Genomic DNA, 25,183 nt, shown 5'->3' with positions numbered 1-25,183 from the left:
ATTCTAGCAGTCGGTGGGGTCCGGCCTTCCCCGGGGCGGCGGCATGGCGTCCGTGTCCGCCCGCTCCTTCCCGGCCGCGGGTTGGACGGGGAGGGCGCGGCTGCGGCACCATGCGCGCTGTTCCGCCCGCCCGTCCGCCATGCGATCGCGAAGCCTCCCGCTCCGTTCCGCCCTGTCCGGCACCCTGCTGCTGCTGGTTCTGGTCCCGCCGGCCGGTGCCTGGCCGGGGCTGGAGGAACCGGCCGTCCGCATCGAACCGGCCGAGCCCGGCCCGCCGGCCGAGCCGGCCCTGCCCGACGAGGGCGCCGGCCTCTTGGGCCAGGTGCGCGACCCGGCCCTGTACCGTGGCGAGGTCGAGCTGCTGTCGCAGGGCGCCGGCGAGCGCCGCGCTGCGGCCGCCCGGGCCCTGGCCCAGGTGGTGGTGAAGCTCAGCGGCGATCCGCAGGCGCCGGCCCATCCGGTGGTGCGCAGGGCCCTGGCCCAGGCGGAATCTTTCGTGATCGGTGCGGGTGAGGCCGAGAGCAGCGACTCGCAGGGCAATACCGCGATCGGCGGCGTCCCCGTGTACCGCGCCAGGATGAGTTTCGACTTCGACCCGGGCCGCGTGGAGGCGCTGCTGGCCGGCGCCGGCCTGCCGTACTGGGGCCCCGACCGGCCGCAGCCCTTGCTGTGGCTGGCCATCGACGACGGCCGCGGGCCGCGCCTGGTGAGCGCGCAACAGATCAACGTGGTCAAGCCGCTGGCCAATCGCGGCCTGGAGCGCGGCCTTCGTTTCGCCCTGCCGGCCGGCAGTGCGGTCGAGCTGGCGGCGGTGGACGCGGTCTGGTCGCTGTCGGCCGAGCGCCTGCAACCGCTGGCGGCGCGCTACGGCAACCGCACCCTGCTGCTGGGCAGGCTCTACCGTGGCGGCAACGGCTGGACCGCCGACTGGCTGCTGGCCGGCGGCGAACGCGAGCTGTCGCGCTGGAGCTTCAGCGACGCCAGCGCCATGCTGGCCATTGCCTCGGGCGCCGACGGCGCCGCCGACGCCATCGCCCGCCGCGATGCGGTCGCCCTGGACACCGGCGAGCCGGAGAGCCTGGAGATCGAGCTGGCCGGGCTGCGCGGCAGCGGCGACCTGGGCCGGGCCCTGGGCTACCTGCAGACCCTGCCGGTGGTGCGTGGCCTGGAGGTGCTGGAAGCCCGGCCGGAGGCATTGCGCCTGCGCCTGGACCTGGCGGTCGGCGCGGAATCCTTCCGCCGCTTCGTCGCCACCGGCGGCACGCTGGCCGCCGATCCTTTCGCCAGCGAGGACGTGCCGCGCTTCCTGCTGCAGCCATGAGCGGGCCCAGGCGCGGGCTCATCCAGGCGCGGCACCTGCCCAACCTGCTGACCGGGCTGCGTCTGCTGCTGGCGCCGCTGCTGCCCTGGCTGCTGGTGTCGGGGCGGGCGGGCGCGGCCCTGGCAGTGGCGGCCCTGGCCGGCCTCAGCGACGCGCTGGACGGCTGGCTGGCCAAACGCTTCGGCTGGGGCAGCCGGCTGGGCAGCCTGCTCGACCCCATCGCCGACAAGCTGATGCTGGGCCTAGCCATGCTGGGCCTGTGGCTGGTGGCGGCGCTGCCGGGCTGGTTGCTGTTGCTGGTGGCCCTGCGCGACCTGGTGATCGTGGCCGGAGCCGTCGCCTGGTGGCGCCTGGCCGGGCCCTACGACGGCCGTCCGACCTGGCTGGGCAAGCTGACCACCTTCGCCCAGGTGCTGCTGGTGCTGGCTTGCCTGTTGGGACTGGTCGGCTGGTTGCCCTGGGCGCCGTATGCCGGCCAGGCCGTGCTGGTGGTGGCCATGCTGACGTTCGCCAGCGGCCTGGACTACGTCATCCGCTATGGTGTGATGGCCTGGCGACATTCGAGGAAACCCGCCGCATGAACACCGCCGTCCCGGATCCCTTCAGCGACCGGCGCCGCTGGCAGTGGCTGGCCCTGGCCGCCGGACTCGGCCTATTGCTGTGGCTGCTGGCGCCGATCCTCACCCCCTTCGTGCTGTCGGCCCTGCTGGCCTGGCTGGGCGACCCGCTGGTGGCGCGCATCGAGCGCAGCGGCCGCAGCCGCACCACCGCGGTCATCCTGGTGTTCAGCCTGATGAGTCTGGTGCTGGTGCTGGCGGTGCTGCTGCTGATCCCGCTGATCGAGAACCAGGTGAGCAAATTCATCGAATGGCTGCCGCGGTTCGGCGCCTGGCTGACCGGCACCGCGGTACCGTGGATCGAGCAGAAGCTGGACCTCGAACTGGCGCCCTATGTGGATCCGAGCCAGGTCATCGGCCTGCTCAAGCAGCACTGGCAGGAAGCCGGCGGCATCGCCGCCACGGTGTTCGGCGGCGTGTCCAAGTCGGGCCTGGCGATCCTGGGCTGGGTGGCGAACCTGGCCCTGGTGCCGGTGGTGACGTTTTATTTCATGCGCGACTGGCGCGGCATGCTCGAGCGCGTGCGCGAACTGCTGCCGAGGCCGGTCGAGCCCCTGGTCAGCCGGCTGGCGGCCGAGTCGGATTCGGTGCTGGGCGGTTTCCTGCGCGGCCAGCTCAGCGTGATGATCGCCCTGGGCATCATCTACGGCACCGGCCTGTGGCTGGTCGGCCTGGACCTGGGCATCCTGATCGGCCTGGTCGCCGGCCTGGTCAGCTTCGTGCCCTATCTCGGCGCCGCCGTCGGTATCGCCGCGGCCCTGGTCGCCTGCCTGGTGCAGTTCGGCGTGGACTGGTGGCACCTGGCCCTGGTGCTGCTGGTGTTCGGCGTCGGCCAGACACTGGAGAGTTTCGTGCTGACCCCCTGGCTGGTCGGCGACCGGATCGGCATGCACCCGGTGGCGGTGATCTTCGCCCTGATGGCCGGTGGCCAGCTGTTCGGCTTCCTCGGCCTGCTGCTGGCGCTGCCGGTGGCGGCGGTGGTGATGGTGGTGCTGCGCTACGCCCACCAGCGCTATACGCAGAGCCGCCTTTACGGCGCCGGGGAAGACGCTTCGCCGGGCGGCGGAGCCGCGGGCGCGGCCGCCGCCGGTCCGGTGGCGATGGCTGCCGGCCATGACGGCCGGGCAGATGCCGCGACCGGCCGCGAGGCCGACCGTTCCGACAGGCACGAATGACCGGATCGCAGCTTCCGCTCGACCTGCGCGCCGCTTCCGACCAGCGCCTGGACGCCTTCCACGATGCGCCGGCGGTGGTGGCGGCCGTGCAGGCGGCGGCGCGGGGGGAGCGGCCGGACTGGCTGTACCTGCAGGGGCCGGCCGGCGCCGGCAAGACCCATCTGCTGCTGGCGGCATGCGCGGACGCCGCCCACACGGGCCGGCGGGCCCTGTACCTGCCCTTGCCGGCCATGGCCGGACAGCTTGCCGGCGCCCTGGCAGGGCAGGAATCGGCGGCCCTGGCCTGTCTGGACGGCCTGGAGGCGGTCGCCGGCCGGCGTGAGGACGAAGAGGCGCTGTTCCATTTCCACAACCGCCTGCGCGCCGCCGGTGGCATCGCCCTCTACGCGGCGCGATCGGCGCCGGCGGCCCTGGGCCTTGGCCTTCCGGACCTGGCGACCCGGCTGGGCCAGTGCACGCGTCTGCCGCTCGCGCTGCTGGACGAGGCCGGCCGGCGCGCCGTGCTGCGCGCCCGCGCCGCCCGCCGCGGCCTGGAACTGGACGAAGCCGCCCTGGACTACCTGCTGCGCCGGGTGGATCGCGACCTGGCCAGCCTGACGGCGCTGCTGGACCGGCTCGACCGTGCCAGCCTGGCCGCCCAGCGCCGCCTCACCATCCCCTTCCTGCGCGAGCAGCTGCGCGGCGGTTAGTCGTCGGCGAACACCACCCGGTCGCGACCCTCGCGCTTGGCCTGGTAGAGCGCCGCGTCGGCCCGGGCCAGCAGGTCGTTGAGCAGGTCGCCCTGCTGGTACAGAGCGATGCCGATGCTCAGGGTGGAGCCATATTCACTGGCCAGTTCCCTGTAATCCCGGGCAAGCCGCTGCGCCAGTGCGCCGGCGCGGGCGCGGTCGCCGTCAGGCAGCAGGCAGGCGAATTCCTCGCCGCCCAGACGAGCGGCCAGGTCCCGCGGGCCCAGGCGCGACTGCACCAGCTGGCCCAGCCGGCGCAGCAACTCGTCGCCCACCAGGTGGCCGTGAGTGTCGTTGGTGCGCTTGAAGTGATCCACGTCCAGGAACAGCACCGCCGCTTGGCGCCCGGCGGCCACCGCGTCCGACAGGCTGGCATTGGCCAGGCCCAGCCAGCCGTGCCGGTTCAGCAGGCCGGTCAGCAAGTCGCGGGTGGCGCGCTGCCACAGCGATTCCACCTCGCGGTCCAGCCGCACCGCCAGGTTGGCCCGGGCCCGGCGCAGCACCAGGCCGGCGCAGGCGCTCATGGCGAAATAGAAGGCGAAGGCCAGCCGCTCGCCGGGCGTCGCCTGCACCTGCCACAGGATCGCGGCCACGGCCAGGGTGCACAGGCCCAGCCCCGACCAGGCCACGCCCGGCCGCACCAGCAGGGGCAGGCCGGCCAGGGGTAGCAGCAGCACGCCGGCAAGGTAGGCCAGCGGCAACTGCTGCCAGCCGCTGCCCGGGGTGACCAGGCAGGCCAGCACCACGGCAAGGAACAGCAGCCCGACCTGGCGCCGGCGCCGCACCGATTCCAGAGCCCGGAACCGCAGCGCGAGCGCCACCAGCAAGAGGCCGGCGGCCAGCCGCCAGGCCACGCTGTACATGGCCTCGTCGGCCCACAGCAGCCAGATCAGGCCGTGCAGGAACTGCACCACGGCCAGCACCAGCAGCAGGTTCGACAGGGGGCCGTGCAGGGCCAGGATCTGTCGGCGATAGAGGTCGCGCCGCTCGTGCGGCGGCAAGTCGGCCACGGCGCCTTCGAGCAGGCGCCACAGGGTCGTCGGGATTCTGGCACCGGCGGTCATCCGGCCGATTGTGCGCTCTCTATGCGCCGACTGCATCCTGGCCCAGGAAGGCCCGCAGCTCCGCCAGCCGCTCCGGCGTACCGACGTCGGTCCAGGCGCCGCGGTGGTGCTGGCCATCCACCTCGTCCGCGCGCATGGCCGCGCGCAGCAGGGGCGCCAGCCTGAAGCTGGGCGGCTGCCGTTCGGTGCCGGGTGCCGGACCTATCACCTGTTGCCAATGGTCCAGCAGGGCCGGCCGGTACACGCCGATGCCGGCGAAGGTGAGACGTCGTTCGCCGGCCGGGTGTACGCGGCCCTCGTGGTCCAGGGCGAAGTCGCCCACGGGATGGTGCTGCGGGTTGTCCACCAGCACCAGATGCGCCAGGCCGCGCGGCTCGCGCGGCAGGGCGGCGAAATCGAAATCGCACCAGATGTCGCCGTTGACGGCGATGAAGGGCGCGTCGCCGAGCAGGGGCAGGGCGTGCAGCATGCCACCGCCGGTCTCCAGCGGTTCGGCGCCCTCGTGGCTGTAGCGCAGGCGCAGGCCCCAGCGCGCGCCGTCGCCCAGGGCCGGTTCGAAGCGATCGGCCAGCCAGGCGGTGTTGACCACCGCCTCGCGCACGCCAATGGCCGCCAGCCTCTCCAGGTGCCAGACGATCAGCGGCTTGCCGCCGACCTCGAGCAGGGGCTTGGGCGTCCGCTCCGTCAGCGGCCGCATCCTCTCGCCCTTGCCGGCGGCAAAGATCAAGGCCTTCACGACAACTCTCCCACCGGGGTCAGAACAAAGGGTCAGAACAAAGGGTCAGATTGGCAGGCTGAGGTCGCGGTCGCCGATGGCGGATTCGATCAGCCGCACCAGGCCCTCGGTTTCCGGATAGCGCAGGCCGACCTCGCGGGTGTACTTCCATACCCGCGGCAGGTCCTGCAGGTAGCCGGCCTTGCCGTCGCGGTACCAGAGCCGGCAGAAAATGCCCAGCACCTTGACGTGCCGCTGCAGGCCCATCAGGTCGAAGGCGCGCCGGAAGCCGTCTGCCTCCGGCACCGCGATGCCGGCCCCCTGCAGGCGCAGGCGGTAGTCCTCGGCCCAGCCGTACACGCGGTCTTCCGGCCAGACGATGTAGCAGTCGCGCAGCAGCGAGACCAGGTCGTAGGTGATCGGCCCGCGTACCGCGTCCTGGAAATCGACGATGCCGGGACTGTCCACCTCGGTCACCAGCAGGTTGCGCGAGTGGTAGTCGCGGTGCACGAACACCTGCCGTTGGCGCCGGGTATTTTCCACCAGGGCGCGGAAGGCCGATTCGATCACGTCCCACTGCCCGCATTCGGGCGTGAAGCCGAGATGGCGCCCGAGCAGCCATTCCGGCATGAGTTCCATCTCGGCCACCAGGCGCGCTTCGTCGTAGTCGGGCAGGCCGTCGGCGTCGGCGCGCAGCTGCATGCGCAGCAGCGCGTCCATCGCCTGGCCGTACAGGCGGTCCACCGTGGTCTGTCTGAGCTCCTGCAGCAGGACGCGATCGCCGAGGTCCTCCATCAGCACGAAGCCGCGCTCGGCGTCGGCGGCCTGGATGTCCGGGGCGTGCAGGCCGGCCCGGATCAGGCGGTCGGCGATGTCCAGCCAGGGCCGGATGTCCTCGCGGTCCGGTGGCGCGTCCATCAGCACCCAGCTGCGGCCGCCGCTGCGGGCGCGCCAGTAGCTGCGGAAGCTGGCATCGGAAGAGGCCCGCTCCAGGGCTGCCTCGGGGTCCTGCAGTTTTTCCCTGACCCAGGCCAGGCGCAGGGTTTCGCGGGTGGGGAGGTTCATCGCGCAAGTATGCCCGGCTTGCCCTCCCTTGAACCCACCCGCGCGCGGAGGGGCAGGGGTATCGCCCGGACGCTGCCCGCGCGCCGCCGGTTCTCCCCCGCGCGGGGGAGAGGGCAGGGCAAGGCGCAATGGCTAGAATGCCGGCCATGGACACCCTTACCCCCGTCATACTTTCCGGAGGCTCGGGCACGCGGCTCTGGCCGCTGTCGCGCGAGACCCATCCCAAGCAGTTCCAGCCCCTGGTAGGCGAACGCAGCCTGCTGCAGGCCACCTGGCAGCGCCTGGAGGGGCTGCCTGGCCTGAGCGCGCCGATCGTGGTCGCCAACGAGGAGCATCGTTTCATGGTGGCCGAACAGTTGCGCCAGGTTGGCGTGACGCCCTCGGCCCTGCTGCTGGAGCCGGTCGGTCGCAACACCGCCCCGGCCATCGCCGCCGCCGCCCTGCAGGCGCGGGCCGGAGGCGGGGATCCGCTGCTGCTGGTGCTGCCCTCGGACCACGTGATCGCCGACGCCGCCGGTTTCCGCGCCGCGGTGCAGGCCGCCCTGCCGGCCGCGGCCGCGGGCCGCCTGGTCACCTTCGGCATCGTGCCCACCGGCCCGGAAACCGGCTACGGCTACATCCAGGCCGGCCAGGGCGAAGGCGTGCGGCCGGTGGACCGCTTCGTCGAGAAACCCGACCTGGACACCGCCCGCGCCTACCTGGCCGCCGGCGGCTACTACTGGAACGCGGGGATGTTCCTGTTCCGTGCCTCGGTCTACCTGGACGAGCTGGGCCGGCATGCGCCGGAGATGCTGAGCGCGGTGCAGGCGGCCTTCGAAGGTGCCCGCCGCGACGCCGATTTCCTGCGCCTGGCACGCGAGCCCTTCGTCGCCTGCCCGGCCAACTCGATCGATTACGCGGTGATGGAGAAGACCGACCGCGCCGCCGTGCTGCCGATGGACGTGGGCTGGAGCGACGTCGGCTCCTGGTCGGCGCTGTGGGCGATCGCCGACCAGGACGGCGAGGGCAACGCCCACCACGGCGACGTGGTGGCCATGGGCTGCCGCAACACCCTGGCCTGGGGCGGCCGCCGGCTGGTGGCCATGCTCGGGCTGGAGGACGTGATCGTGGTGGACACCGACGACGCCGTGCTGGTGGCCCGGCGCGAACGCGTGCAGGAGGTCAAGGACATCGTCGCCCGGCTCAAGGCCGAGGGCCGGCCGCAGGCCGGCATCCACCGCAAGGTCTACCGGCCCTGGGGCAGCTACGACAGCGTGGACAGCGGCGAGCGCTTCCAGGTCAAGCGCATCGTGGTGAAGCCGGGCGCGGCGCTCAGCCTGCAGATGCATCACCACCGCGCCGAACACTGGATCGTGGTCAGCGGCACCGCCCGGGTCACCTGCGACGACAAGGTATTCATGCTCAGCGAGAACCAGAGCACCTACATCCCCCTGGGCAGCAAGCACCGGCTGGAGAACCCGGGCAAGGTGCCGCTGGAGCTGATCGAGGTGCAGTCGGGCAGCTACCTGGGCGAGGACGACATCGTCCGGTTCGAGGACGTGTACGGGCGGTGAGCGGAGGACGAATGCGCAAGCCCGAGGACGCGCGGATCGCCATCATCGGCCTGGGATATGTCGGCTTGCCGCTGGCTTTGGCATTCGGTCGCGAGCACGACACCCTGGGTTTCGACATCGATGCGCGACGGCTGGAATCCCTTCGCGCCGGTCGCGACGACACCGGGGAAGCCGACGCCGACCGGTTCGCCGCCGCCTGCCGGCTCAGGCTGAGCGGCGATCCTGCCGACCTGGCCGCCTGCGACGTCTTCATCATCACTGTGCCTACGCCGGTGGACGAGGCGAATCAACCGAACCTGGGCCCCCTCCGCGCCGCCAGCGAGACGGTAGGGCGTGCCCTCAAGCGCGGCGATGTCGTGATCTACGAATCCACGGTCTATCCCGGCACCACCGAAGAAGTCTGCGTGCCGGTGCTGGAGCAAGCCTCCGGCCTCCGTTACAACAGCGATTTTCACTGCGGCTACAGCCCGGAGCGGATCAACCCCGGGGATCGGGAGCACACGCTCGAAAACATCGTGAAGGTGACTTCGGGGTCCAATCCGGAAACAGCCGCATTCGTGGACGCCTTGTACCGGCGCATCATCCGGGCCGGCACCCACCCCGCGCCCTCGATCAAGGTGGCGGAAGCCGCGAAGGTCATCGAGAACACCCAGCGCGACGTCAACATCGCCCTGGTCAACGAGCTGGCGATGATCTTCAACAAGATGGGCGTGGACACTCGCGACGTGCTGGCGGCGGCGGGCTCGAAATGGAATTTTCTGCCGTTCCGGCCCGGGCTGGTCGGTGGCCATTGCATCGGCGTGGATCCCTACTACCTGACCCACAAGGCCAGCGTGCTTGGCTATCACCCCGAGTTGATGTTGGCCGCGCGCCGCATCAACAGCCGAATGGGCATCTACGTGGCGCACCGGGTGATGGCCCTGATGGCGCGCAAGCGGATCAACGTGGTGGACTCGCGCGTGCTGGTGCTGGGACTGACCTTCAAGGAGGACTGTCCGGACCTGCGCAATACGCGGGTCGTCGACCTGGTGCGCGAGTTGGAGGCGGCGAACGCGAAGGTGGATGTCCACGACCCTTGGGCCGATGCGGCCGAGGCGGAGGCGGAGCTGGGACTCCGGTTGGTGGAGCGGCCGGATGAGGGTGCCTACGACGCGGTGGTGCTGGCGGTGGCGCATTCGTGTTTCCGCGAACTGGACGCGGCGGCGCTGCGTGCGCTGGCCAGGCGCGAAGCCGTGTTCTACGACATCAAGCACGTCCTGCCGGAGGGCGTGGCGGACGAGCGCCTTTGATGATTCTTGAAGCTGTTCTGTCCCCGTTCGGGGCGTCTGGCCTCAGAGATCCTGCTCGTAGCGGATGTAGGGCACCCGGCTGGTGTCCTCGTCTTCGTCGCTGACGAAGGGGTTGTTGCCGCTGGAGTAGAGGTTTTCGGCGCCGACGCTCAGGCGGGCCTTCCAGGGCGCGCGCCAGGTCAGGCCCAGGCCGAGGTTGCGGTAGTGGCCGTCCATGCCGGGCACCTCGACCACGCGGCCGACGATCTCGCCGCCGAAGTTGCCGACGCCGCCGCCGAGCGTGAGGGTGCCGGTATCCCACTGCGGTACCAGGCCACCGGGCAGGGCCGCGGCCGGCACGATGCGGGCGCGGGCGAGGGTGCCGCCGATGCTCACCCAGACCGAATCGCCGAAATGCAGTTGGCCTTCCAGGCCGATGTCCTGTTGCTCGAACTGGGCGCCGGCGGGCAGCAGCGAGAGGTTGAGCGGCGCTTCGCCGGTGAGGGTGCCGGGCAGCATCAGCGGCCCGTCCAGATCGAGCTGGCGCAGGCCCAGGCTGGCGATCAGGGAGCCGCGCTGGCCGTCCAGGCGAGCCTCGGCACGCAGGCCGGGCTGCTGCGGCTGCGGCGTGGGCAGGACGAGGTTCTGGCCGGGGCTGAGCGTGCTGGCCAGGCAGTGCCGGGCCAGGTTGCCGACCCGGCGGGCCAGGGCGCTGGATTCGCACAGCAGGCCCAGGGTGGGGTTGGTTTCCAGGCTCAGGCTGGCACTGGCGCGGCGGCCGTTGTCCAGGGGAATGGCCAGACCGGCGCCGAAGCTGGGGCTGCGGTCGCGGCCCAACAGGCGCTGCAGGCCGCCGGTGGCCGGCGTGGGGCGGGCCTCGTCCAGCAGCAGGAAAGCTTCCACGCGGCCGTTGTCCTGGTTGACCAGGGGCAGGGCGGCGGAAAACGGATCGTCGGATGCCTGCTCGGGCACCACCAGCGGCGGCGGCGTCTGCGCCGCGGCTGCCGCCGCCGCGAGGGCGAGCAGAGTAGCGGCGATGGCGCGAAGCAGGGGGTTCATCGGGCGTTCCTGTGGAGGGCTCCGGTTGGAGCCTGGCCTGCGCGGGAAGTTCCCGCGGGGGGTCAGGCAGCCGCGATTTTACAAGAAATTAACTGCTTGCGGAAGCAGGGTCAGGGGAAGCGGAGCGGCCTCCGGGCGGCGGTAGGACCGGGTTCCGGGGGCGGGATTGGGGCCGGGATCGGGGCCGGGGTCGGGGCCGGGGTCGGGGCCGGGGTCGGGGCCGGGGCGGGGCCGGGGCGGGGCCGGGATCAGGGTCGAGATCGGGGTCGGAGTCGGGATCGGGGTCGGGATCGGGGGCGGGAGTTCGACCCGGCATCATTGCAAGGCGGTTGGGCCCGGCGCGGTGGGGGCCTGGCTGAACAGGGCCCCGATCTGCGCGGCGTCGAAGTGGTAGGCCTGGCCGCAGAACTCGCAGTGCACATCCACCTGGCCGTCCTGCAGCGCCTGTTCGGCCTCGTCCCGGCCCAGGCTGCGGAGCATCTCGGCCACCCGCTCGCGCGAGCAGGAGCAGGCGAATCGCAAGGGCCGCTGATCCAGCACCCGCACCCCCTCTTCGTGGAACAGGCGCCAGAGCAGCTCGCGCACCGGCAGTGCCGCCAGCTCGGCCGGCCCCAGGGTGTCGAACAGGGCGCTGCAGCGCGTCCAGCCGTCGGCATCGCCGGCCCGGCCGGCGTCGGCCGGCAGCAGTTGCAGCATCAGGCCGGCTGCGCGCGGGCCCAGGCCGGCCAGCAGGACCCGGGTCGGCAGCTGTTCGGACTGCTGGAAGTAGCCCTCGAAGGCCCCGGCCAGGGTGTCGGCGTCCAGGCCCACCAGCCCCTGGTAGCGGGTCGTTTCACGGGCGCCGGGCGGGGTGGATTCGATGGTGATGGCCAATACCGAACCCTCGCCGAAGTCGCGCGGGCCCAGGTGGTCGGGCACGGGCTCGGCGTGCCGGGCGATGCCGCGCAGGGTGCCGGCGGCGGTGCACTCGGCGAACAGGGTGCGCAGGCAGCCGGTGCCGCGCATCTGCACGCTCAGGCGCCCGTCCACCTTGGCGTGGCCGGTGAACAGGGCGGTGGCCGCGCAGGTTTCGCCCAGGCGGGCCGCCACCGGCGGCGGATAGGGCGCGCGGCCGGCGATCTCCCGCCAGGTGGCGTCCAGGTGAACCAGCACGCCGCGCACGCCGGAGCGCTCCAAGAGGAAGCGGGTCAGGCAATCGTTCTCGAGGGACATTTCCATGCGGTGATTCTAGCCGCCGGGCCCAGATTTCTGATCTGACCCTTTGTTGCGACCCTGGGGTCAGATCAAAGGGTCAGATCAAAGGGTCAGATCAAAGGGTCAGATCAAAGGGTCAGATCAAAGGGTCAGATCAAAGGGTCAGAACAGGGGTCGAGGGGACGTATAATCCGCGCCCCTTCTCGCAACCGTCGCGGCCCGACCGCGGCCCACCCATGTCCGAGCACCTGCGCGAAACCCATCGCCGGCGCACCTTCGCGATCATCTCGCATCCCGACGCCGGCAAGACCACCCTGACCGAGAAGCTGCTGCTGTTCGGCGGCGCCATCCAGATGGCCGGCTCGGTCAAAGGCCGCAAGGCGGCGCGGCACGCCACCTCGGACTGGATGGCGCTGGAGAAGGAGCGCGGCATCTCGGTCACTTCCTCGGTGATGCAGTTCCCCTATGAGGGCCGCATCGTCAATCTGCTGGACACGCCGGGCCACGCCGACTTCGGCGAGGACACCTACCGCGTGCTCACCGCCGTGGACAGCGCGCTGATGGTGATCGACGTCGCCAAGGGCGTCGAGGAGCGCACCATCAAGCTGATGGAGGTCTGCCGCATGCGCGACACCCCCATCATGACCTTCATCAACAAGCTCGACCGCGAAGGCAAGGAGCCGATCGAGCTGCTGGACGAGATCGAGCGCGTGCTCGGCATCCAGTGCGCGCCGGTGACCTGGCCGATCGGCATGGGCCAGCGACTCAAGGGCGTGGTGCATCTACTCAGCGGCGAAGTGCACCTATACGAAAGCGGGCGCAATTTCACCCGTCAGGACAGCACCATCTTCGCCTCGCTGGACGACCCGGAGCTGGAGAAGCGCATCGGCGCGCAGATGCTGGCGGACCTGCGCGACGAGCTGGAGCTGGTGCAAGGCGCCTCGCATCCCTTCGACAAGGCCGCCTACCTGGCCGGCAGGCAAACGCCTGTCTTCTTCGGTTCGGCTGTCAACAACTTCGGCGTACAGCCGCTGCTGGACTTCTTCGTCGAACACGCACCGGCGCCACGCCCGCGTGCCACCACCACCCGCGAGGTCATGCCGGAAGAGGAAAACTTCTCGGGGTTCGTGTTCAAGATCCAGGCCAACATGGACCCGCAGCATCGTGACCGGGTGGCCTTCCTGCGGATCTGCTCGGGCCGCTACGAAAGCGGCATGAAGGCCTTGCATGTGCGCACCGGCAAGGAGGTGAAGCTGGCCAACGCGCTCACCTTCATGGCCTCCGACCGCGAGATCGCCGAGGCGGCCTGGCCGGGCGACGTGATCGGCCTGCACAACCACGGCACGATTTCCATCGGCGATACCTTCAGCGCCGGCGAACCGCTGTTCTTCACCGGCATCCCGAACTTCGCCCCCGAACTGTTCCGGCGCGCCCGGCTGCGCGACCCGCTCAAGCTCAAGCAGCTGCAGAAGGGCCTGGCGCAGCTTTCCGAGGAAGGCGCGACCCAGTTCTTCCGGCCACTGATGAGCAACGACCTGGTCCTGGGCGCGGTCGGCATGCTGCAGTTCGACGTGGTGGCCTACCGGCTCAAGGACGAGTACGGGGTGGACGCCAGCTTCGAGCCGGTGCAGGTGGCGACGGCACGCTGGGTAAAAGGCGGCACGCCGAAGAAGCTGGAGGAATTCCGTGAAAAGAATGCCACGAACCTTGCCCTGGACGCCGCCGGCCAGCTGGTGTACCTGGCGCCGACCCGGGTGAACCTGCAGCTGACCATGGAGCGCTGGCCGGACCTCGAGTTCGCCGCCACCCGCGAACACGCCCAATCCCTCGGCCCCTTGATCTGACCCTTTGTTGCGACCCTGGGGTCAGATCAAAGGGTCAGATCAAAGGGTCAGATCAAAGGGTCAGATCAAAGGGTCAGATCAAAGGGTCAGATCAAAGGGTCAGATCAAAGGGTCAGATCAGCTCAGGCGGCGCTCAGCTGGTGATGTACTGCTGCAGCTGGGCGATTTCTTCCTGCTGGTCCTCGATGACCGCCTTGACCAGATCGCCGATGGAGACGATGCCCAGCACCCGGCCGTTCTCCACCACCGGCAGATGCCGGATACGCCGGTTGGTCATCAGCTCCATGCAGGTCTGCGCTGTGTCGGTGGGCGATACGGTCACCACTTGGCGGGTCATGATCTGCGCCACCGGCGTGTCCGCCGATGAACGGCCCTGCAGGATCACCTTGCGGGCGTAGTCGCGCTCGGTGGCGATGCCCACCAGTTCTTCGCCCTGCATCACCAGCACGCTGCCGATGTGGTTCTCGGCCATCAGCCGGATCACCTCCAGCACCGGCGCTTCCTGCGGTACGGTCACCAGCCGCCCACCCTTGGCCTGGAGTATCTGGTTCACGTTGCGCATGTCCTGCCCTCCGCCGAACCTGCGCCGATCATAGACCCGACCGGCGACGCCTGCACCTGTCGCCAGGCCCCGGGCTTCAGACGTGGGGAAGGGGGTTGGCCTGCGCCGGCAGCCGCATTTCCGCCACCAGGTAGAGCGGGCGCTGCTTGGCCTCCAGATACAGCCGCCCCAGATATTCGCCGATGATGCCCAGCGCCACCAGCTGCAGGCCGCCCAGGAACAGGATCACCGTCATCATGGTCGGCCAGCCCTGCACCGGATCGCCCCAGGCAAGCGTGCGGACCACGATCCACAGCCCCCACACGAAGGCCAGCAGCGCCGTCAGCACGCCCACGTAGGTGGCCAGGCGCAGCGGCACGGTGGAGAAACTGGTGATTCCCTCCAGGGCCAGATTCCACAGCCGCCAGTAGTTGAACTTGCTGCCGCCCGCCAGGCGCGGCTCGCGCGCGTATGGAAACGCCAGCTGGCGGAAACCGACCCAGGCGAACAGGCCTTTCATGAACCGCTGCCGCTCGCGCAGCTGCCGCAGCGCCTCGAGCACCGGTCGCGACATCAGGCGAAAATCGCCGGTATCGCGCGGCACCGCGGTATCCGACAGGCGGTCCATCACCCGGTAGAACGCCGCCGCGGTGAACCGCTTGAGCCAACTCTCGCCGTCCCGACTCATCCGGGTTCCGTACACCACCTCCCAGCCCTCGCGCCAGCGCGCCACCAGTTCCGGGATCAGCTCCGGCGGATCCTGGCCGTCGGCATCGAGCACGACGGCGGCATCGGCGTCCACCTGGTCGAGCCCGGCGGTCAGGGCCGCCTCCTTGCCGAAATTGCGCGCCAGCCGGAGCACGCCGACCCGCGGGTCGGCGTCGGCGAAGGAACGAAGCAGTTCCCAGGTGCCGTCGCGGCTGCCGTCGTCCACATAGAGGACGCTCGCCTCCAGGTCCAGGCCATCGAGCACCTTCATCAGGCGCGGATGCAACAGGGGAAGCGCCGCCTCCTCGTTGTGGGCGGCGATGACGACGGTCAGTAATTCGGTACGCGGCATGGCGCGAAGTCTAACCGGGCGATCCGGCTGACGCCCGTCGCCTTGCCGAACCGCCGTCCACCTCAGCCGCCTGCCGACGATTCGCCCTCCAGGTAGGCCGGGCCGCCCAACTGCCGAACCTGGGCTTGGATCCAGCGCGCCCGCCGCTGCACATAGGGCCCGGGGCGGGCGGCGTCGTAACGGCGTGGATTGGGCAGCACCGCCGCCAGCCGGGCGCTCTCGGCAGCGGTAAGCGCACGGGCCGGCTTGCCGAAGAAGGCCTGGGCCGCGGCCTCGGCGCCGTAGATGCCGTCGCCGAATTCGGCGATGTTGGCGTACACCTCCAGAATGCGCCGCTTCGGCCAGGTCAGCTCGATCAGCAGCGTGTACCAGGCCTCCAGCGCCTTGCGGAAATAGCCGCCGCCCTTCCACAGGTACAGGTTCTTGGCCACCTGCTGGCTGATGGTGCTGCCGCCACGCAGGCGGCCGCCGCGGGCGTTGTGCTCGAGGGCGCGATCTATGGCCTCGAGGTCGAAGCCGCGATGCTCCGGAAACTTCTGGTCCTCGGCCGCCACCAGGGCAATGGGCAACTGCGGCGAAATCTCCTCCCAGTCGCGCCACTGCTGGCGCAGCCGGAAACCCTCGTCGCCGATGCCCTCGAGCTGGCGCGCCAACATGAAAGCGCTGGTGGGCGGGTCGATCCAGCGCAACGGCAATACCTGCAGCAGCGTCAGCAGCACGAACCAGACCGGCAGCATCAGCAGCCGCCGCAGCCATCGGCGGCGGCGGAGCGGGCGGGGCTCGCCCGCCGGCGATGGTCCGGCGGCATCGATGCGTACCGCCTGCGGATGTCGGCCCATGGGCGAAGACTCTACCCCCGCTGGCGAAAACCGGCGCCCACCCCCGATCTGACCCTTTGTTCTGACCCTTTGTTCTGACCCCGCCACCGCCGGCACCGCTGAGTGCCACACACGCCCCACCAACCGGCTGGCCCGGCTCAAGCCGGCGCGATTCAGCCCCGTGGCCGCGAGCCCTGCGGGTCCGGAGCCGCAGGGTCGCTTCGCCCGCCATGATCCAGCGGCCTCTGGGTACGGATGTGGCGGCGGATGCGCTCCAGGTGCTGGTGCGGAATCTGTTCCCGAACCAGGGCTTGGTAGGCCTTCCGTCGGGCCATCGCCTCCGTGCCCAGGGCGAGGAAGGCGGCATGCGGGCTCAGAAGGGGGTCCGGCTGCCCCAGGGCATTGCCGCGATAGCTCGACCACCGGTACTGGCCAGGCGCTTGCACCATGCCGGCCCGCACGGGATTGAGCTCGATGTAGCGGTAGCAGGCCAGCAGGTAGCGCTCGTCCCCGACGATGCAGGCCCGGTATCGCCCCTCCCACAGGGTGCCGTTCCGCTCCAGGCGCGCATTGATCTTGCGGACGAAAGTACGGCCAATGCCCTGCATCATCTTGCCCACCCCGCCTTCCTGCCGTGGTGTGACCAGCAGGTGGACATGGTTGGTCATCAGCACGTAGGCGTGGATCTGGCAATCCTGCTTTTCCGCATGCTCGCGCAGCAGGCAGAGGTAGCACTCGCGGTCGGCGTCCTCGAAGAAGCAGGGCTCGCGGCGATGGGCGCGCTGGACGATGTGATGTGGCAACCCGGGCAGCGTGAACCTGGTGGGCCTGGCCATTGGCGGATCTCCGGTTCCGGTCCGGGCCAGTGTCCGGACCGAACTGATTTCCGGCGATCGTCATCAACCTGACGCCAAGGTCAGCCTTTCCCCCTTGGGGTCAGATCAAGGGGTCAGATCAAAGGGTCAGATCAAAGGGTCAGATCAAAGGGTCAGATCAGCGGCAGCGCGGCGACAGGTCGAGTGCCCGGGCGATTTCGCGCCAGTCGAAGGCAGCCACGCCCTCGTCGTTGTGGGCGGCGTACAGCACGCCGTCCGGGAAGGCGCGGGTTCCGGCCTGGTGCAGCCAGATGCCGTCGGTCATGGCCACGTCCCGGCCGGTGAAGCTGCCCAGGTAGCCCAGCTCGCGCCGGTCGAACACGTGGAAGACGGTGAGATCGGAATTCTGGTCGGTGGCGATCCAATAACCGCGGCCGTCCGGGCAGGCCCACAGCGCCACGCCCTCGGCCTGGGCGGTGAAGCGCTCGGACGGGATGTCGCGGCCGCTGTAGCGGCCGGCCAGGTCGTACACCCGCAGGGTGGTGCCCACGCGCAGGTCTTCCTCGGCGATCAGCAGCCGGTCGTGCAGCGGATCGCCGGCGATGGATTCGACCATGCGCAGCGCGCCGGCCTCGGTGGTATCGCCGAAATGGCCCAGGTATTCCGGCGCCAGCCCGTCGGCGCGCGGATCCAGCTGGTAGCGCTTCACCCGTTGGTCCAGCTCGTGCAGGGGCGGCAGGGTTTCGGTGCGGTAGTCGGCCATGAAGCTGTCGGTCACCAGCATTTCCAGCCGGCCGTCCGGCAGCGGGTTGAGCCAGAGGCCGTAGGGACTGCGCAGCTGCTCCCGGCCGATGATCGCCACCGGCGCGAAGTCCGGCAGGCGCTGCACCTGCACCCGGTGGTTGTCGCGCTCGACCACGAACACCAGATCGTCGTGCACGGCGATGCCGTTGGGTCGCTCGTATTCGCCGACGCCGCGGCCGCGTCGTCCCACCACCTTCACCAGCGAGCCGTCGTCACCGTCGTAGACCACCAGGGTATGGCTTTTCTTGGCGGTGGCGATCACCCAGCTGCCGCCGTCGGGCCGGCGCCAGAGCGCCACCGAATCGATTTCGTCGCCGGGCCGGGGCGCGGTGACGAAGCCCTCGGGTACCGCCACCGCAGTGGCACCGAAGACCTTGGGCAGGGGCTTGGAGGAAGGGTCCCGGAGGCTGCCGCAAGCGGCCAGGCCCAGGCCGAGACCCAGGGACAGGGTGAGAGCGGAGAGTCGGATGATCGGATTCATGGCGCCGGAGTATGCGCAGCCACGCGCCCGCATCGCCAGCCCGCCTCCATGCGGCGACGTATCCATCGCTTCATTCGCATGAAAGGATTGACAGGCACCGCAGGTGCCCGGCAAAGTCCGCTCCGCAATCCCATCGAGACCGGCTGAGGGATGGGCCCGATGACGCCGGGGCAACCCAGGCGGGCGCAAGCCCCCTGAAGGTGCCAATTCCTGCGGCGGCCTTCGGGCTACCGGAAGATGGGTCGTGAGGTTCCCGCCGGCGGTCGGGACGCGCGACACGGCTTTCGCCGCGGAACCTCGTTGGGGCCCCTGCCGACCACGAGGAGCCCTGCGATGAGTCTGAGCCTGCATCCCTCGGCCGAACCGGCCGAGCCCCCCGTTCCCGCTTCCGGCGACGTCCCGTCGCGGCGTTTCAGCCTGGCCCTGCGCCTGCCGCTGCGCCACGCCGGTCCGCGCCAGGTGGTGCTGCGCGGCCAATGCCTGGGTCGGCCCGGCGCGCCCTGGCTGGTGGTGGCCGGCGGCATCTCCGCCGGCCGGCACCTGGCCGCGCATGCCGGCGATCCGTCTCCGGGCTGGTGGCAGGCCCAGGTCGGGCCCGGCAAGGCGGTGGACACGCTGCGCTGGCGGGTGCTGAGCCTGGACTGGCTGGGCGCCGACGGCGCGCTCGACGTGCCGCTCGACAGCGCCGACCAGGCCGACGCCGTCGCGGCTGCCCTGGACGCGCTGGCTGCGCCACGCATCCGCGCCTTCATCGGCGCTTCCTACGGCGCCATGGTCGGCCTGCAGTTCGCCGCCCGCCACGGTCCGCGCCTGGGCGAGCTGGTGGCGATCAGCGGCGCGCACCGGCCGCACCCGTATGCCAGCGCCTGGCGGGCACTGCAGCGGCGGGTGCTGGCCCTGGGCCGCGACCAGGCCGCCGCCGGCCAGGCCTTGTCGCTGGCGCGACAGCTGGCGATGCTGGCGTACCGCACGCCCGAGGAGTTCGCCGAGCGTTTCGACCGGCCGCCGGTGATTCGCGAGGGCCGGGCGCGGGTCGCCGCGGAGGCCTACCTGCAGGCCCGCGGCGACGCCTACGCCGCCAGGTTCCCCAGCACCGCCTTCCTGCGTCTGTCCGAATCCATCGACCTGCATCGGGTGGATCCGCGCGAGGTACGGGTGCCGGTGACCGTGGTCGGAGTTCAGCAGGACCGGCTGGTACCGCTGTCCGACCTGCAGGCGCTGGTGGAGGCCCTGCCAGGACCGGCCAGGCTGCAGGTGCTGCGCTCGCGATACGGTCACGATGCCTTCCTGAAGGAGGACGCCGCCATCTCCGCCGTGCTGGCGCGGGCGCTGTCGGGGGAGGCGAAGGCATGAGCCGTCCCGGTCCCGCCACTGTCGCCGTGCGCGCCGGCATCGATTGCGACAGCGCCTTCGGCGCGGTGACGCCGCCGCTGGTGCTGTCCAGCACCTTCAGCTTCGCCGGCCTCGAGGGCAAACGGCGCTACGACTACAGCCGCAGCGGCAACCCTACCCGCGACCTGCTCGCCGCCGCCCTGGCCGAACTGGAGGGCGCCGCCGGCGGAGTGGTCACCGCCAGCGGCATGGCGGCGGTGAGCCTGGCGCTGGAGGCCTTGCTGCGGCCGGGCGAGCGCCTGGTGGCCAATCACGATGCCTACGGCGGCAGCTGGCGCCTGTTCGACGCGCTGGCGCGCAAGGGCCGCTTCGACCTGGAGCTGGCCGACCTGGGCCGGCCGGAATCGCTGGCGGCGGCGCTGTCGCGGCCGGCGCGCCTGGTGTGGGTGGAAACCCCGTCCAACCCGCTGCTGCGCATCGCCGACATCGCCGGCATCGTGCAGGCGGCGCATGCCCGCGGCGCCCTCGTGCTGGTGGACAACACCTTTCTCTCGCCGGCGCTGCAGCGGCCCTTGTCGTTCGGTGCCGACCTGGTGCTGCACTCCACCACCAAGTACATCAACGGCCACAGCGATGTGGTCGGCGGCGCGCTGCTAGCCCGCGACGCGGTGCTGGCGGACGAGTTGGCCTGGTGGGCCAACGCCCTTGGCCTGACCGGGGCGCCTTTCGACAGCTTCCTCACCCTGCGCGGCCTGCGCACCCTGGACGCGCGCCTGCGTGTGCACCAGGAGAACGCCGCCGCCCTGGCCGAGCGCCTGGTCGGGCACCCGGCGGTGGCGGCCGTGCATTACCCGGGCCTGGCCACGCATCCCGGCCATGCGCTGGCGGCCCGGCAGCAGCGCGGTTTCGGGGCCATGGTGTCGTTCGAACTGCAGGGCGGCGTGGCGGCGGTACGGGCGTTCGTGAGCGGCCTGCGCCACTTCACCCTGGCCGAGTCCCTGGGCGGTGTGGAAAGCCTGGTGGCGCATCCGGCCAGCATGACCCACGCGGCGATGTCGGCCCAAGCCCGCCGCCTGGCCGGCATCGGCGACGGGCTGTTGCGCCTGTCGGTGGGCATCGAGGCGCTGGAAGACCTCGAGGCGGATCTGTCGGCCGCCCTCGAGCGCGCCGTGCAGGCGACCCCGGCGGTGCCGGCATGAGCGCGCTGCCGAAGATCCGACCCGGTCCGCCCCGGCGCATCGCCCTGTTCGGCGCCGGCACCGTCGGCCGGGCCCTGCTCGAGCGGCTGGCCGGCCTGGACGAGCCGCGGTTGCGCCTGTGCTGGCTGGCCAACTCGCGCCGCCGCGTCGGCAGCCCGGACGGCATCGCCCCGGCCGAGGCGCTGGCGCGCCTGCAGCAGGGCGAACCGCACGATGGCAGCGGCTGGCTGCCGTTCGCGCCGGCGCCGGGCGACATCGTCGTGGACGCCACCGCCAGCGAGGATCTCGCTGCCTGGCACCCGCGCTGGCTGCGCCAGGGCCTGGCCGTGGTCAGCGCCAACAAGCTGGCCTTGGGCGGACCGCTGGCCCGGGCCCGGGAGATCCAGCAACGCGTCGCCGCCGGCGGCTTCTATGGCGACGCCGCCACGGTCGGCGCCGGCCTGCCGCTGCTGCGTTGCCTGCGCGAACTGCGCGCCGGCGGCGACCGCATCGCCGGCATCGCCGGCGTGCTCTCGGGCACCCTGGCCTGGTTGCTGGACGGCTACGATGGCCGCGATGCCTTCTCGGCGCGAGTGCGCGAGGCGGTGGCGCGCGGATATGCCGAGCCCGATCCGCGTGTGGACCTGACCGGCGAGGACGTGCGGCGCAAGCTGCTGATCCTGGCCCGCTGCGCCGGCAGGGTGTTGCGCTACGTGGCGCGGCTGGACGAGCGCGGCGCCCGGGCCGGCCTGGAGGCGCTGGCGGCCGACGACGCCCTGGCCCTGGGCCGCGGCAACGACAACCGGGTGGCGATCTGGAGCTGCCGCTATCGCGAGCGGCCCTTGCAGATCCAGGGTCCGGGCGCCGGCGCCGGTGTCACCGCCGCCGCCCTGCTGGACGACCTGCTGCGTTGTCTGCGCTGATCACCCGCAGTCCTCGCGCAGACCCAGGGCGGCAGCGATGTCGCGCCAGTCGAAGGCGGCCAGGGCCATGTCGTCGTGCACCGCGTAGAACACGCCCTTGGGAAAGCGGCCGGTGCCGGCCTGGTGCAGCCAGACGCCGTCGGTGTTGGCGGTGGTTTCGCCGGCGAAGGCGCCCAGGTGTTCCAGGCTGCGCCGGTCGAAGACATGGAACAGGCTGCGGTCCTTGAACTGGTCGGTGGCCAGCCAGTAACCGCTGCCGTCGGGACAGGCCCAGAGCGCGATGCCCTCGGCCTGGGCCCTGAACAGGCCGAGGCCGTGCGTGCGGCCGCGCGATTGGCCGTCCAGCGTGTACTCGCGCAGAGCCGTGCCGACCCGGATGTCCTCTTCGGCGATCAGCAGCCGGTCGTGGACCTCGTCGCCCCACAGCGATTCCGGAATGCGGATGGCGTCGGCGGCCGAGACGGCGCCGAAGTGGCCCAGGTGTTCGACCGTCGCGCCGCCGTCGCCGAAACGGACACGGTAGCGCTGCACGCGCCGGTCCAGTTCGGCCAGCGGCGGCACGATCTCATCGCCGTGTTCGTCTTCGCCGGCCATGTAGGCGTCGGTGACCAGCACGTCGAGCGTGTCCGCACCCGGCGCCCGGACCCAGACACCGTAGGGCCGGCGCAGCTGGTCGCGGCCGAAGCTCGCCAGGGTTTCGAAACCGGGCAGGGCCAGGACCTGCACGCGCCGATTGTCGCGCTCGACCACCAGCAGGCGATCGCCGGCCACGGCGATGCCGTTCGGACGCAGGAACTCGCCCTCGCCATCGCCCGTGCCGCCGACACCGCGCAGGCGCTCGCCGCTGTCGCCGTCGTAGACGATCAGTCCGGCTTTGCCTTCCTTGGCGGTGGCGATCACCCAGGTCCGGCCGTCGGGGCCGCGCCAGGCCGCCGGCGAATCCACGTTGTCCTCGGGCGTGGCGGCACTGACGAAGGCTTCGGCAATGGTCGCGTGGGCAAGACCGGCTTCGCTCAGCAGCGGATCGGTTTCGGCCAGCTCGTCGGGCTCCCGCTGGGCGGCGGCCGGCGCGGGCGGCGGTGTCGGCTCCGGTTCCGGCGCCGCCGAGCAGGCGGCCAGCAACAGGACGAGGGCGGCGGAAAGCGGTCGCGTGTGCACGTGCGGCTCCTTGCAACGGTGGCGAAACGTGGCGGAAACGAGCCTTGTAGCCGCGCCAGGCGACAGGGAAATGACAGCGCCGCTGTCACCTTCCGGACATGGCGCGGCCATACAACACCGGGGCTCATTCCACTGGAACGCCACGATGAAGAAGCATGCACTCGCGCTTGCCCTGGCCCAGGCGCTGGCCGCGCCACTGACGATCGCGCCGGCACTGGCGCAGCAACTGGCGGCACCGGCGTCGCCGGACAGCGCCCGCGAGCTGGACGTGATCGTCGTCCAGGGCGAGATCAGCTACCGCGACCGGGCCGAGGACATCGTGCCGACCCTGAGCTACGACCTGGAGTATTTCCAGCGTTTCGAGCCCCTGACCGTGGGCGACATGCTCAAGCGGGTGCCCTCGGTGGCCTTCGTCTCCGACGTGCTGGAGTACGACGGCGCCCAGCTGCGCGGCCTGGCGCCGGCCTACACCCAGGTGCTGATCAACGGCCGCAAGGTACCCGGCGCAGGCGTGGACCGCAGCTTCTTCGTGGACCGCATTCCGGCCGAGCTGGTCGAGCGCATCGAGATCGTCCGGGCGCCGTCCGCCAACCGCTCCGGCGACGCCATCGCCGGCGCCCTCAACATCATCCTGCGCGACTCCTACGAGTTCGACGGCGCCTACGTCCGCGCCGGCGCCTTGCGTTTCGACGACGGCGAGCTGAAGCCGACTTACGGCGCGGTCGCCTCGGGCGAATTCGCCGGCGGCCGGCTGCTGGGCGGCGTCAACGTGCAGGGGCGCTACAACCCCAAGGCCAAATTCAGCACCCGCTTCGAAAGCCCGGACGGCGATTTCACCGACCGGGAAGACCAGACCGACGTTCGCGACGGCACCGATTACTCCGCCAACCTTTCCTGGAATCGCGACATCGGCAACGGCCGGCTTCGCCTCGAAGGGCTTTACGTCCTCACCGACCGCACCCAGACCGAGAACTCGATCGAGTACAACGACCCTTCCTCGGCAAGTCGCGACAACCTGCTGTCGGTGAACGACCAGGTGGTGGACATTGACCAGCGCAACCTGTCCCTGGCAATGGGCTACCGGTGGGACATGGCTGGTGGCCGCAGCGAGGTCGAACTGGGCTATGCCACCTTCCGGGACGAGATCTTCGACACCGAGGAAGAAGTCGGCTACGACGATGACGACACCCCGCCCAGCTTCGACGAGTTCGAAGGCGTGCGTACGCTGACCGACGTGGACGACACCGAGCTTAGCCTGAAGCTGGCGCACGCGCGCGATATCGGCGGCGCCGACATGGAGTTCGGCCTGGACCTCATGGACAAGCGCCGCGACACCGATCTGGCCGTCAGCGAGGTGGACACCGACGTCGAGGGCGAACCGCTGCCGCCCTACCAGGACTTCGATTTGCGCAGCAGCCGCATAGACGAGCGGCGGCTCGACCCCTATCTGATGTTCACCGGTGCCGGCCAAACCCTGGAATGGCAGGCCGGCCTGCGCTACGAGCGCACCGAGGTGGATGTCCGGGCGGACGGCGAGGCGGCCGGCAACGACTACGGTACCTTGCTGCCTTCCGCCAGCCTGCGCTGGAACCTGAGCGAGGACGATCGCATCAACCTTTCCCTGGGCCGCAGCGTGCGCCGGCCGGGTTTCGACCAGGTGCTGCCGTTGACCCTGGAGGAGGAGTACGAGGACAACGACTTCCGTGGCAATCCGGCTCTCGACCCGGAAACGGCCTGGGGCTTGGACCTCGGTTTCGAGCGCCGGCTCGGCCGGCGCGGCGTGGTCGGCGTCAACCTGTTCTACCGCAAGGTGGATGACCTGATCGAACTGGTGAACACCGGCGAAGCCAGCGCTACCGCCCTGGACGACTATGCCGACGAACTGGAGGAGTTCCTCGACGAGAACCCGGGGGCGGTCGAGGGCGACCCTGGTTATCCGGTGTTCGATCCCGACAGCTTCGTCTACACGGTCATGAACACTGGTGGCGGCAAGGTCTGGGGCGTCGAGCTGGACCTGTCCGCGCCGCTGACCGCCTTGAACCTGCCCGACACCGGCGTCTTCCTCAACTACAGCTGGATGGACAGCGAGACCGAGGACGAATTCGGAAAGCGCCGCTTCAACAACCAGCCGCGTTACGTCTACAACGTCGGCTTCATCCAGGACCTGCCCGGAGCCGGCGTTTCCTTCGGCGCCAGCTACCGCAAGCAGGGCGAGGCGCAGTTCCGGATCCTGACCGAGGAGGTGAGCACCCGTTACGGCGCCGACCTCGAGGTCTTCGTCGAGAAGCGCTTCGGCGAGCGCCTGTCCATGCGCCTGACCGGTTCCAATCTCCTGGACGCCAGCAAGGACGAGGTTTTCCACAAGTTCGACAATGCCGCCGACCAGCTGGCGCGCGACTACGACGAGTACGAACTGGAAACCGAATCGGCCGGCCCGGTCTACCAGCTGATCCTGCGTTACGCCTTCTGA

Annotated in this window: 22 protein-coding genes and 1 riboswitch; of the genes, 11 read left to right on the top strand and 11 right to left on the bottom strand. The window is 70.6% G+C overall.

What is annotated here, in order from left to right; all coding sequences use genetic code 11:
* The first annotated feature begins 139 nt into the window (after positions 1–139).
* The 4 genes from F0415_RS04615 to hda are packed head-to-tail and all read left to right on the top strand — an operon-like array spanning position 140 to position 3,802.
* The gene (locus F0415_RS04615) at positions 140–1,321 is read left to right on the top strand and encodes a DUF2066 domain-containing protein (protein ID WP_188310287.1); all 1,182 of its coding nucleotides are present in this window, start codon (positions 140–142) and stop codon (positions 1,319–1,321) included.
* On the top strand, positions 1,318–1,902 hold the full coding sequence (locus F0415_RS04610) for a CDP-alcohol phosphatidyltransferase family protein (RefSeq protein WP_149860029.1): 585 nt from the start codon (positions 1,318–1,320) through the stop codon (positions 1,900–1,902). Before F0415_RS04615 ends, F0415_RS04610 begins: the two co-directional genes overlap by 4 nt.
* Positions 1,899–3,113 (top strand): AI-2E family transporter, encoded by a 1,215-nt coding sequence (locus F0415_RS04605; RefSeq protein WP_149860028.1) that lies wholly within the window; start codon positions 1,899–1,901, stop codon positions 3,111–3,113. Before F0415_RS04610 ends, F0415_RS04605 begins: the two co-directional genes overlap by 4 nt.
* Complete coding sequence (gene hda, locus F0415_RS04600; protein ID WP_149860027.1) at positions 3,110–3,802, top strand: DnaA regulatory inactivator Hda; 693 nt, start codon at positions 3,110–3,112, stop codon at positions 3,800–3,802. Before F0415_RS04605 ends, hda begins: the two co-directional genes overlap by 4 nt.
* Here hda and F0415_RS12760 read toward each other — a convergent pair.
* Genes F0415_RS12760 through F0415_RS04585 form a run of 3 tightly spaced genes read right to left on the bottom strand, consistent with a single transcriptional unit; the run spans position 3,799 to position 6,685 of the window.
* Entirely contained in the window at positions 3,799–4,905 is a 1,107-nt protein-coding gene (locus tag F0415_RS12760; RefSeq protein WP_188310286.1) for a diguanylate cyclase, read from the bottom strand. The two genes, hda and F0415_RS12760, sit on opposite strands and share 4 nt — an antisense overlap.
* 19 nt (positions 4,906–4,924) lie before the next feature.
* A complete protein-coding gene (gene murU / locus F0415_RS04590; protein ID WP_149860025.1) occupies positions 4,925–5,641 on the bottom strand; it encodes an N-acetylmuramate alpha-1-phosphate uridylyltransferase MurU in 717 nt (238 codons plus the stop codon).
* 45 nt (positions 5,642–5,686) lie between these two features.
* Entirely contained in the window at positions 5,687–6,685 is a 999-nt protein-coding gene (locus F0415_RS04585; RefSeq protein WP_149860024.1) for an aminoglycoside phosphotransferase family protein, read from the bottom strand.
* 146 nt (positions 6,686–6,831) lie between these two features.
* Here F0415_RS04585 and F0415_RS04580 point away from each other — a divergent pair, with 146 nt between their 5' ends.
* Together F0415_RS04580 and F0415_RS04575 are read left to right on the top strand one after the other, a co-directional pair.
* Positions 6,832–8,238, top strand: a complete 1,407-nt coding sequence (locus F0415_RS04580) for a mannose-1-phosphate guanylyltransferase/mannose-6-phosphate isomerase (RefSeq protein ID WP_149860023.1) — start codon at positions 6,832–6,834, stop codon at positions 8,236–8,238.
* Positions 8,235–9,527: a nucleotide sugar dehydrogenase gene (locus tag F0415_RS04575; RefSeq protein WP_425457819.1), complete on the top strand. Its 1,293-nt coding sequence runs from the start codon at positions 8,235–8,237 to the stop codon at positions 9,525–9,527. The genes F0415_RS04580 and F0415_RS04575 overlap by 4 nt, the downstream gene beginning before the upstream one ends.
* Before the next feature lie 42 nt (positions 9,528–9,569).
* Here the strand turns inward: F0415_RS04575 and F0415_RS04570 are convergent, their stop codons facing one another.
* Positions 9,570–10,565 carry an XOO1806 family protein gene (locus F0415_RS04570; protein WP_149860021.1) on the bottom strand — a complete coding sequence of 332 codons (996 nt, stop codon included), beginning with the start codon at positions 10,563–10,565 and terminating at the stop codon, positions 9,570–9,572.
* A gap of 315 nt (positions 10,566–10,880) precedes the next feature.
* Positions 10,881–11,777, bottom strand: coding sequence for an Hsp33 family molecular chaperone HslO (gene hslO, locus F0415_RS04560; RefSeq protein WP_149860289.1), 897 nt, complete (start codon positions 11,775–11,777; stop codon positions 10,881–10,883).
* A gap of 218 nt (positions 11,778–11,995) precedes the next feature.
* Between hslO and F0415_RS04555 the strand changes: the two genes are divergently transcribed.
* Positions 11,996–13,603, top strand: a complete 1,608-nt coding sequence (locus F0415_RS04555) for a peptide chain release factor 3 (RefSeq protein WP_149860020.1) — start codon at positions 11,996–11,998, stop codon at positions 13,601–13,603.
* A gap of 133 nt (positions 13,604–13,736) precedes the next feature.
* On the opposite strand, the gene F0415_RS04550 is transcribed toward F0415_RS04555, so the two are convergent.
* The 5 genes from F0415_RS04550 to F0415_RS04530 all read right to left on the bottom strand — a co-directional run bounded on the left by F0415_RS04550 (position 13,737) and on the right by F0415_RS04530 (position 18,122).
* Positions 13,737–14,165 carry a CBS domain-containing protein gene (locus F0415_RS04550; protein ID WP_149860019.1) on the bottom strand — a complete coding sequence of 143 codons (429 nt, stop codon included), beginning with the start codon at positions 14,163–14,165 and terminating at the stop codon, positions 13,737–13,739.
* A gap of 76 nt (positions 14,166–14,241) precedes the next feature.
* Complete coding sequence (locus F0415_RS04545; protein ID WP_149860018.1) at positions 14,242–15,204, bottom strand: glycosyltransferase family 2 protein; 963 nt, start codon at positions 15,202–15,204, stop codon at positions 14,242–14,244.
* A gap of 62 nt (positions 15,205–15,266) precedes the next feature.
* Positions 15,267–15,941: a monofunctional biosynthetic peptidoglycan transglycosylase gene (mtgA, locus tag F0415_RS04540; protein ID WP_246149894.1), complete on the bottom strand. Its 675-nt coding sequence runs from the start codon at positions 15,939–15,941 to the stop codon at positions 15,267–15,269.
* Positions 15,942–16,195: 254 nt separating this feature from the next.
* Positions 16,196–16,858: an REP-associated tyrosine transposase gene (locus tag F0415_RS04535; RefSeq protein WP_246149878.1), complete on the bottom strand. Its 663-nt coding sequence runs from the start codon at positions 16,856–16,858 to the stop codon at positions 16,196–16,198.
* A 157-nt stretch (positions 16,859–17,015) separates the two neighbouring features.
* Positions 17,016–18,122 carry a phytase gene (locus tag F0415_RS04530; RefSeq protein ID WP_149860016.1) on the bottom strand — a complete coding sequence of 369 codons (1,107 nt, stop codon included), beginning with the start codon at positions 18,120–18,122 and terminating at the stop codon, positions 17,016–17,018.
* A 127-nt stretch (positions 18,123–18,249) separates the two neighbouring features.
* Positions 18,250–18,366: riboswitch (SAM riboswitch) on the top strand.
* Positions 18,367–18,461: 95 nt separating this feature from the next.
* Between F0415_RS04530 and metX the strand changes: the two genes are divergently transcribed.
* Genes metX through F0415_RS04515 form a run of 3 tightly spaced genes read left to right on the top strand, consistent with a single transcriptional unit; the run spans position 18,462 to position 21,555 of the window.
* Positions 18,462–19,475, top strand: a complete 1,014-nt coding sequence (gene metX, locus F0415_RS04525; protein ID WP_425457827.1) for a homoserine O-succinyltransferase MetX — start codon at positions 18,462–18,464, stop codon at positions 19,473–19,475.
* The gene (gene metB / locus F0415_RS04520) at positions 19,472–20,653 is read left to right on the top strand and encodes a cystathionine gamma-synthase (RefSeq protein WP_149860014.1); all 1,182 of its coding nucleotides are present in this window, start codon (positions 19,472–19,474) and stop codon (positions 20,651–20,653) included. The genes metX and metB overlap by 4 nt, the downstream gene beginning before the upstream one ends.
* Positions 20,650–21,555, top strand: a complete 906-nt coding sequence (locus F0415_RS04515) for a homoserine dehydrogenase (protein WP_149860013.1) — start codon at positions 20,650–20,652, stop codon at positions 21,553–21,555. Before metB ends, F0415_RS04515 begins: the two co-directional genes overlap by 4 nt.
* Here F0415_RS04515 and F0415_RS04510 read toward each other — a convergent pair whose 3' ends face one another.
* The gene (locus tag F0415_RS04510) at positions 21,556–22,713 is read right to left on the bottom strand and encodes a phytase (protein ID WP_246149876.1); all 1,158 of its coding nucleotides are present in this window, start codon (positions 22,711–22,713) and stop codon (positions 21,556–21,558) included.
* Positions 22,714–22,858: 145 nt separating this feature from the next.
* Here F0415_RS04510 and F0415_RS04505 point away from each other — a divergent pair, with 145 nt between their 5' ends.
* Positions 22,859–25,183, top strand: coding sequence for a TonB-dependent receptor plug domain-containing protein (locus F0415_RS04505; protein ID WP_149860011.1), 2,325 nt, complete (start codon positions 22,859–22,861; stop codon positions 25,181–25,183).

The organism is Arenimonas fontis, assembly GCF_008386465.1.
Taxonomy (GTDB): Bacteria; Pseudomonadota; Gammaproteobacteria; order Xanthomonadales; family Xanthomonadaceae; genus Arenimonas; species Arenimonas fontis.
The sequence above is the reverse complement of the archived record's forward strand: the minus strand, read 5'-3'. Positions and strand labels throughout refer to the sequence as shown.

Coding starts and splice junctions, on each gene's coding strand:
- F0415_RS04555 (WP_149860020.1), top strand. CDS start 11,996: ATGTCCGAGCACCTGCGCGAAACCCATCGCCGGCGCACCTTCGCGATC.
- F0415_RS04580 (WP_149860023.1), top strand. CDS start 6,832: ATGGACACCCTTACCCCCGTCATACTTTCCGGAGGCTCGGGCACGCGG.
- F0415_RS04550 (WP_149860019.1), bottom strand. CDS start 14,165: ATGCGCAACGTGAACCAGATACTCCAGGCCAAGGGTGGGCGGCTGGTG.
- F0415_RS04570 (WP_149860021.1), bottom strand. CDS start 10,565: ATGAACCCCCTGCTTCGCGCCATCGCCGCTACTCTGCTCGCCCTCGCG.
- F0415_RS04585 (WP_149860024.1), bottom strand. CDS start 6,685: ATGAACCTCCCCACCCGCGAAACCCTGCGCCTGGCCTGGGTCAGGGAA.
- hda (WP_149860027.1), top strand. CDS start 3,110: ATGACCGGATCGCAGCTTCCGCTCGACCTGCGCGCCGCTTCCGACCAG.
- mtgA (WP_246149894.1), bottom strand. CDS start 15,941: ATGCTGCCGGTCTGGTTCGTGCTGCTGACGCTGCTGCAGGTATTGCCG.
- F0415_RS04505 (WP_149860011.1), top strand. CDS start 22,859: ATGAAGAAGCATGCACTCGCGCTTGCCCTGGCCCAGGCGCTGGCCGCG.
- F0415_RS12760 (WP_188310286.1), bottom strand. CDS start 4,905: ATGACCGCCGGTGCCAGAATCCCGACGACCCTGTGGCGCCTGCTCGAA.
- F0415_RS04610 (WP_149860029.1), top strand. CDS start 1,318: ATGAGCGGGCCCAGGCGCGGGCTCATCCAGGCGCGGCACCTGCCCAAC.
- F0415_RS04615 (WP_188310287.1), top strand. CDS start 140: ATGCGATCGCGAAGCCTCCCGCTCCGTTCCGCCCTGTCCGGCACCCTG.
- metB (WP_149860014.1), top strand. CDS start 19,472: ATGAGCCGTCCCGGTCCCGCCACTGTCGCCGTGCGCGCCGGCATCGAT.
- F0415_RS04605 (WP_149860028.1), top strand. CDS start 1,899: ATGAACACCGCCGTCCCGGATCCCTTCAGCGACCGGCGCCGCTGGCAG.
- hslO (WP_149860289.1), bottom strand. CDS start 11,777: ATGTCCCTCGAGAACGATTGCCTGACCCGCTTCCTCTTGGAGCGCTCC.
- F0415_RS04515 (WP_149860013.1), top strand. CDS start 20,650: ATGAGCGCGCTGCCGAAGATCCGACCCGGTCCGCCCCGGCGCATCGCC.
- F0415_RS04535 (WP_246149878.1), bottom strand. CDS start 16,858: ATGGCCAGGCCCACCAGGTTCACGCTGCCCGGGTTGCCACATCACATC.
- F0415_RS04530 (WP_149860016.1), bottom strand. CDS start 18,122: ATGAATCCGATCATCCGACTCTCCGCTCTCACCCTGTCCCTGGGTCTC.
- F0415_RS04545 (WP_149860018.1), bottom strand. CDS start 15,204: ATGCCGCGTACCGAATTACTGACCGTCGTCATCGCCGCCCACAACGAG.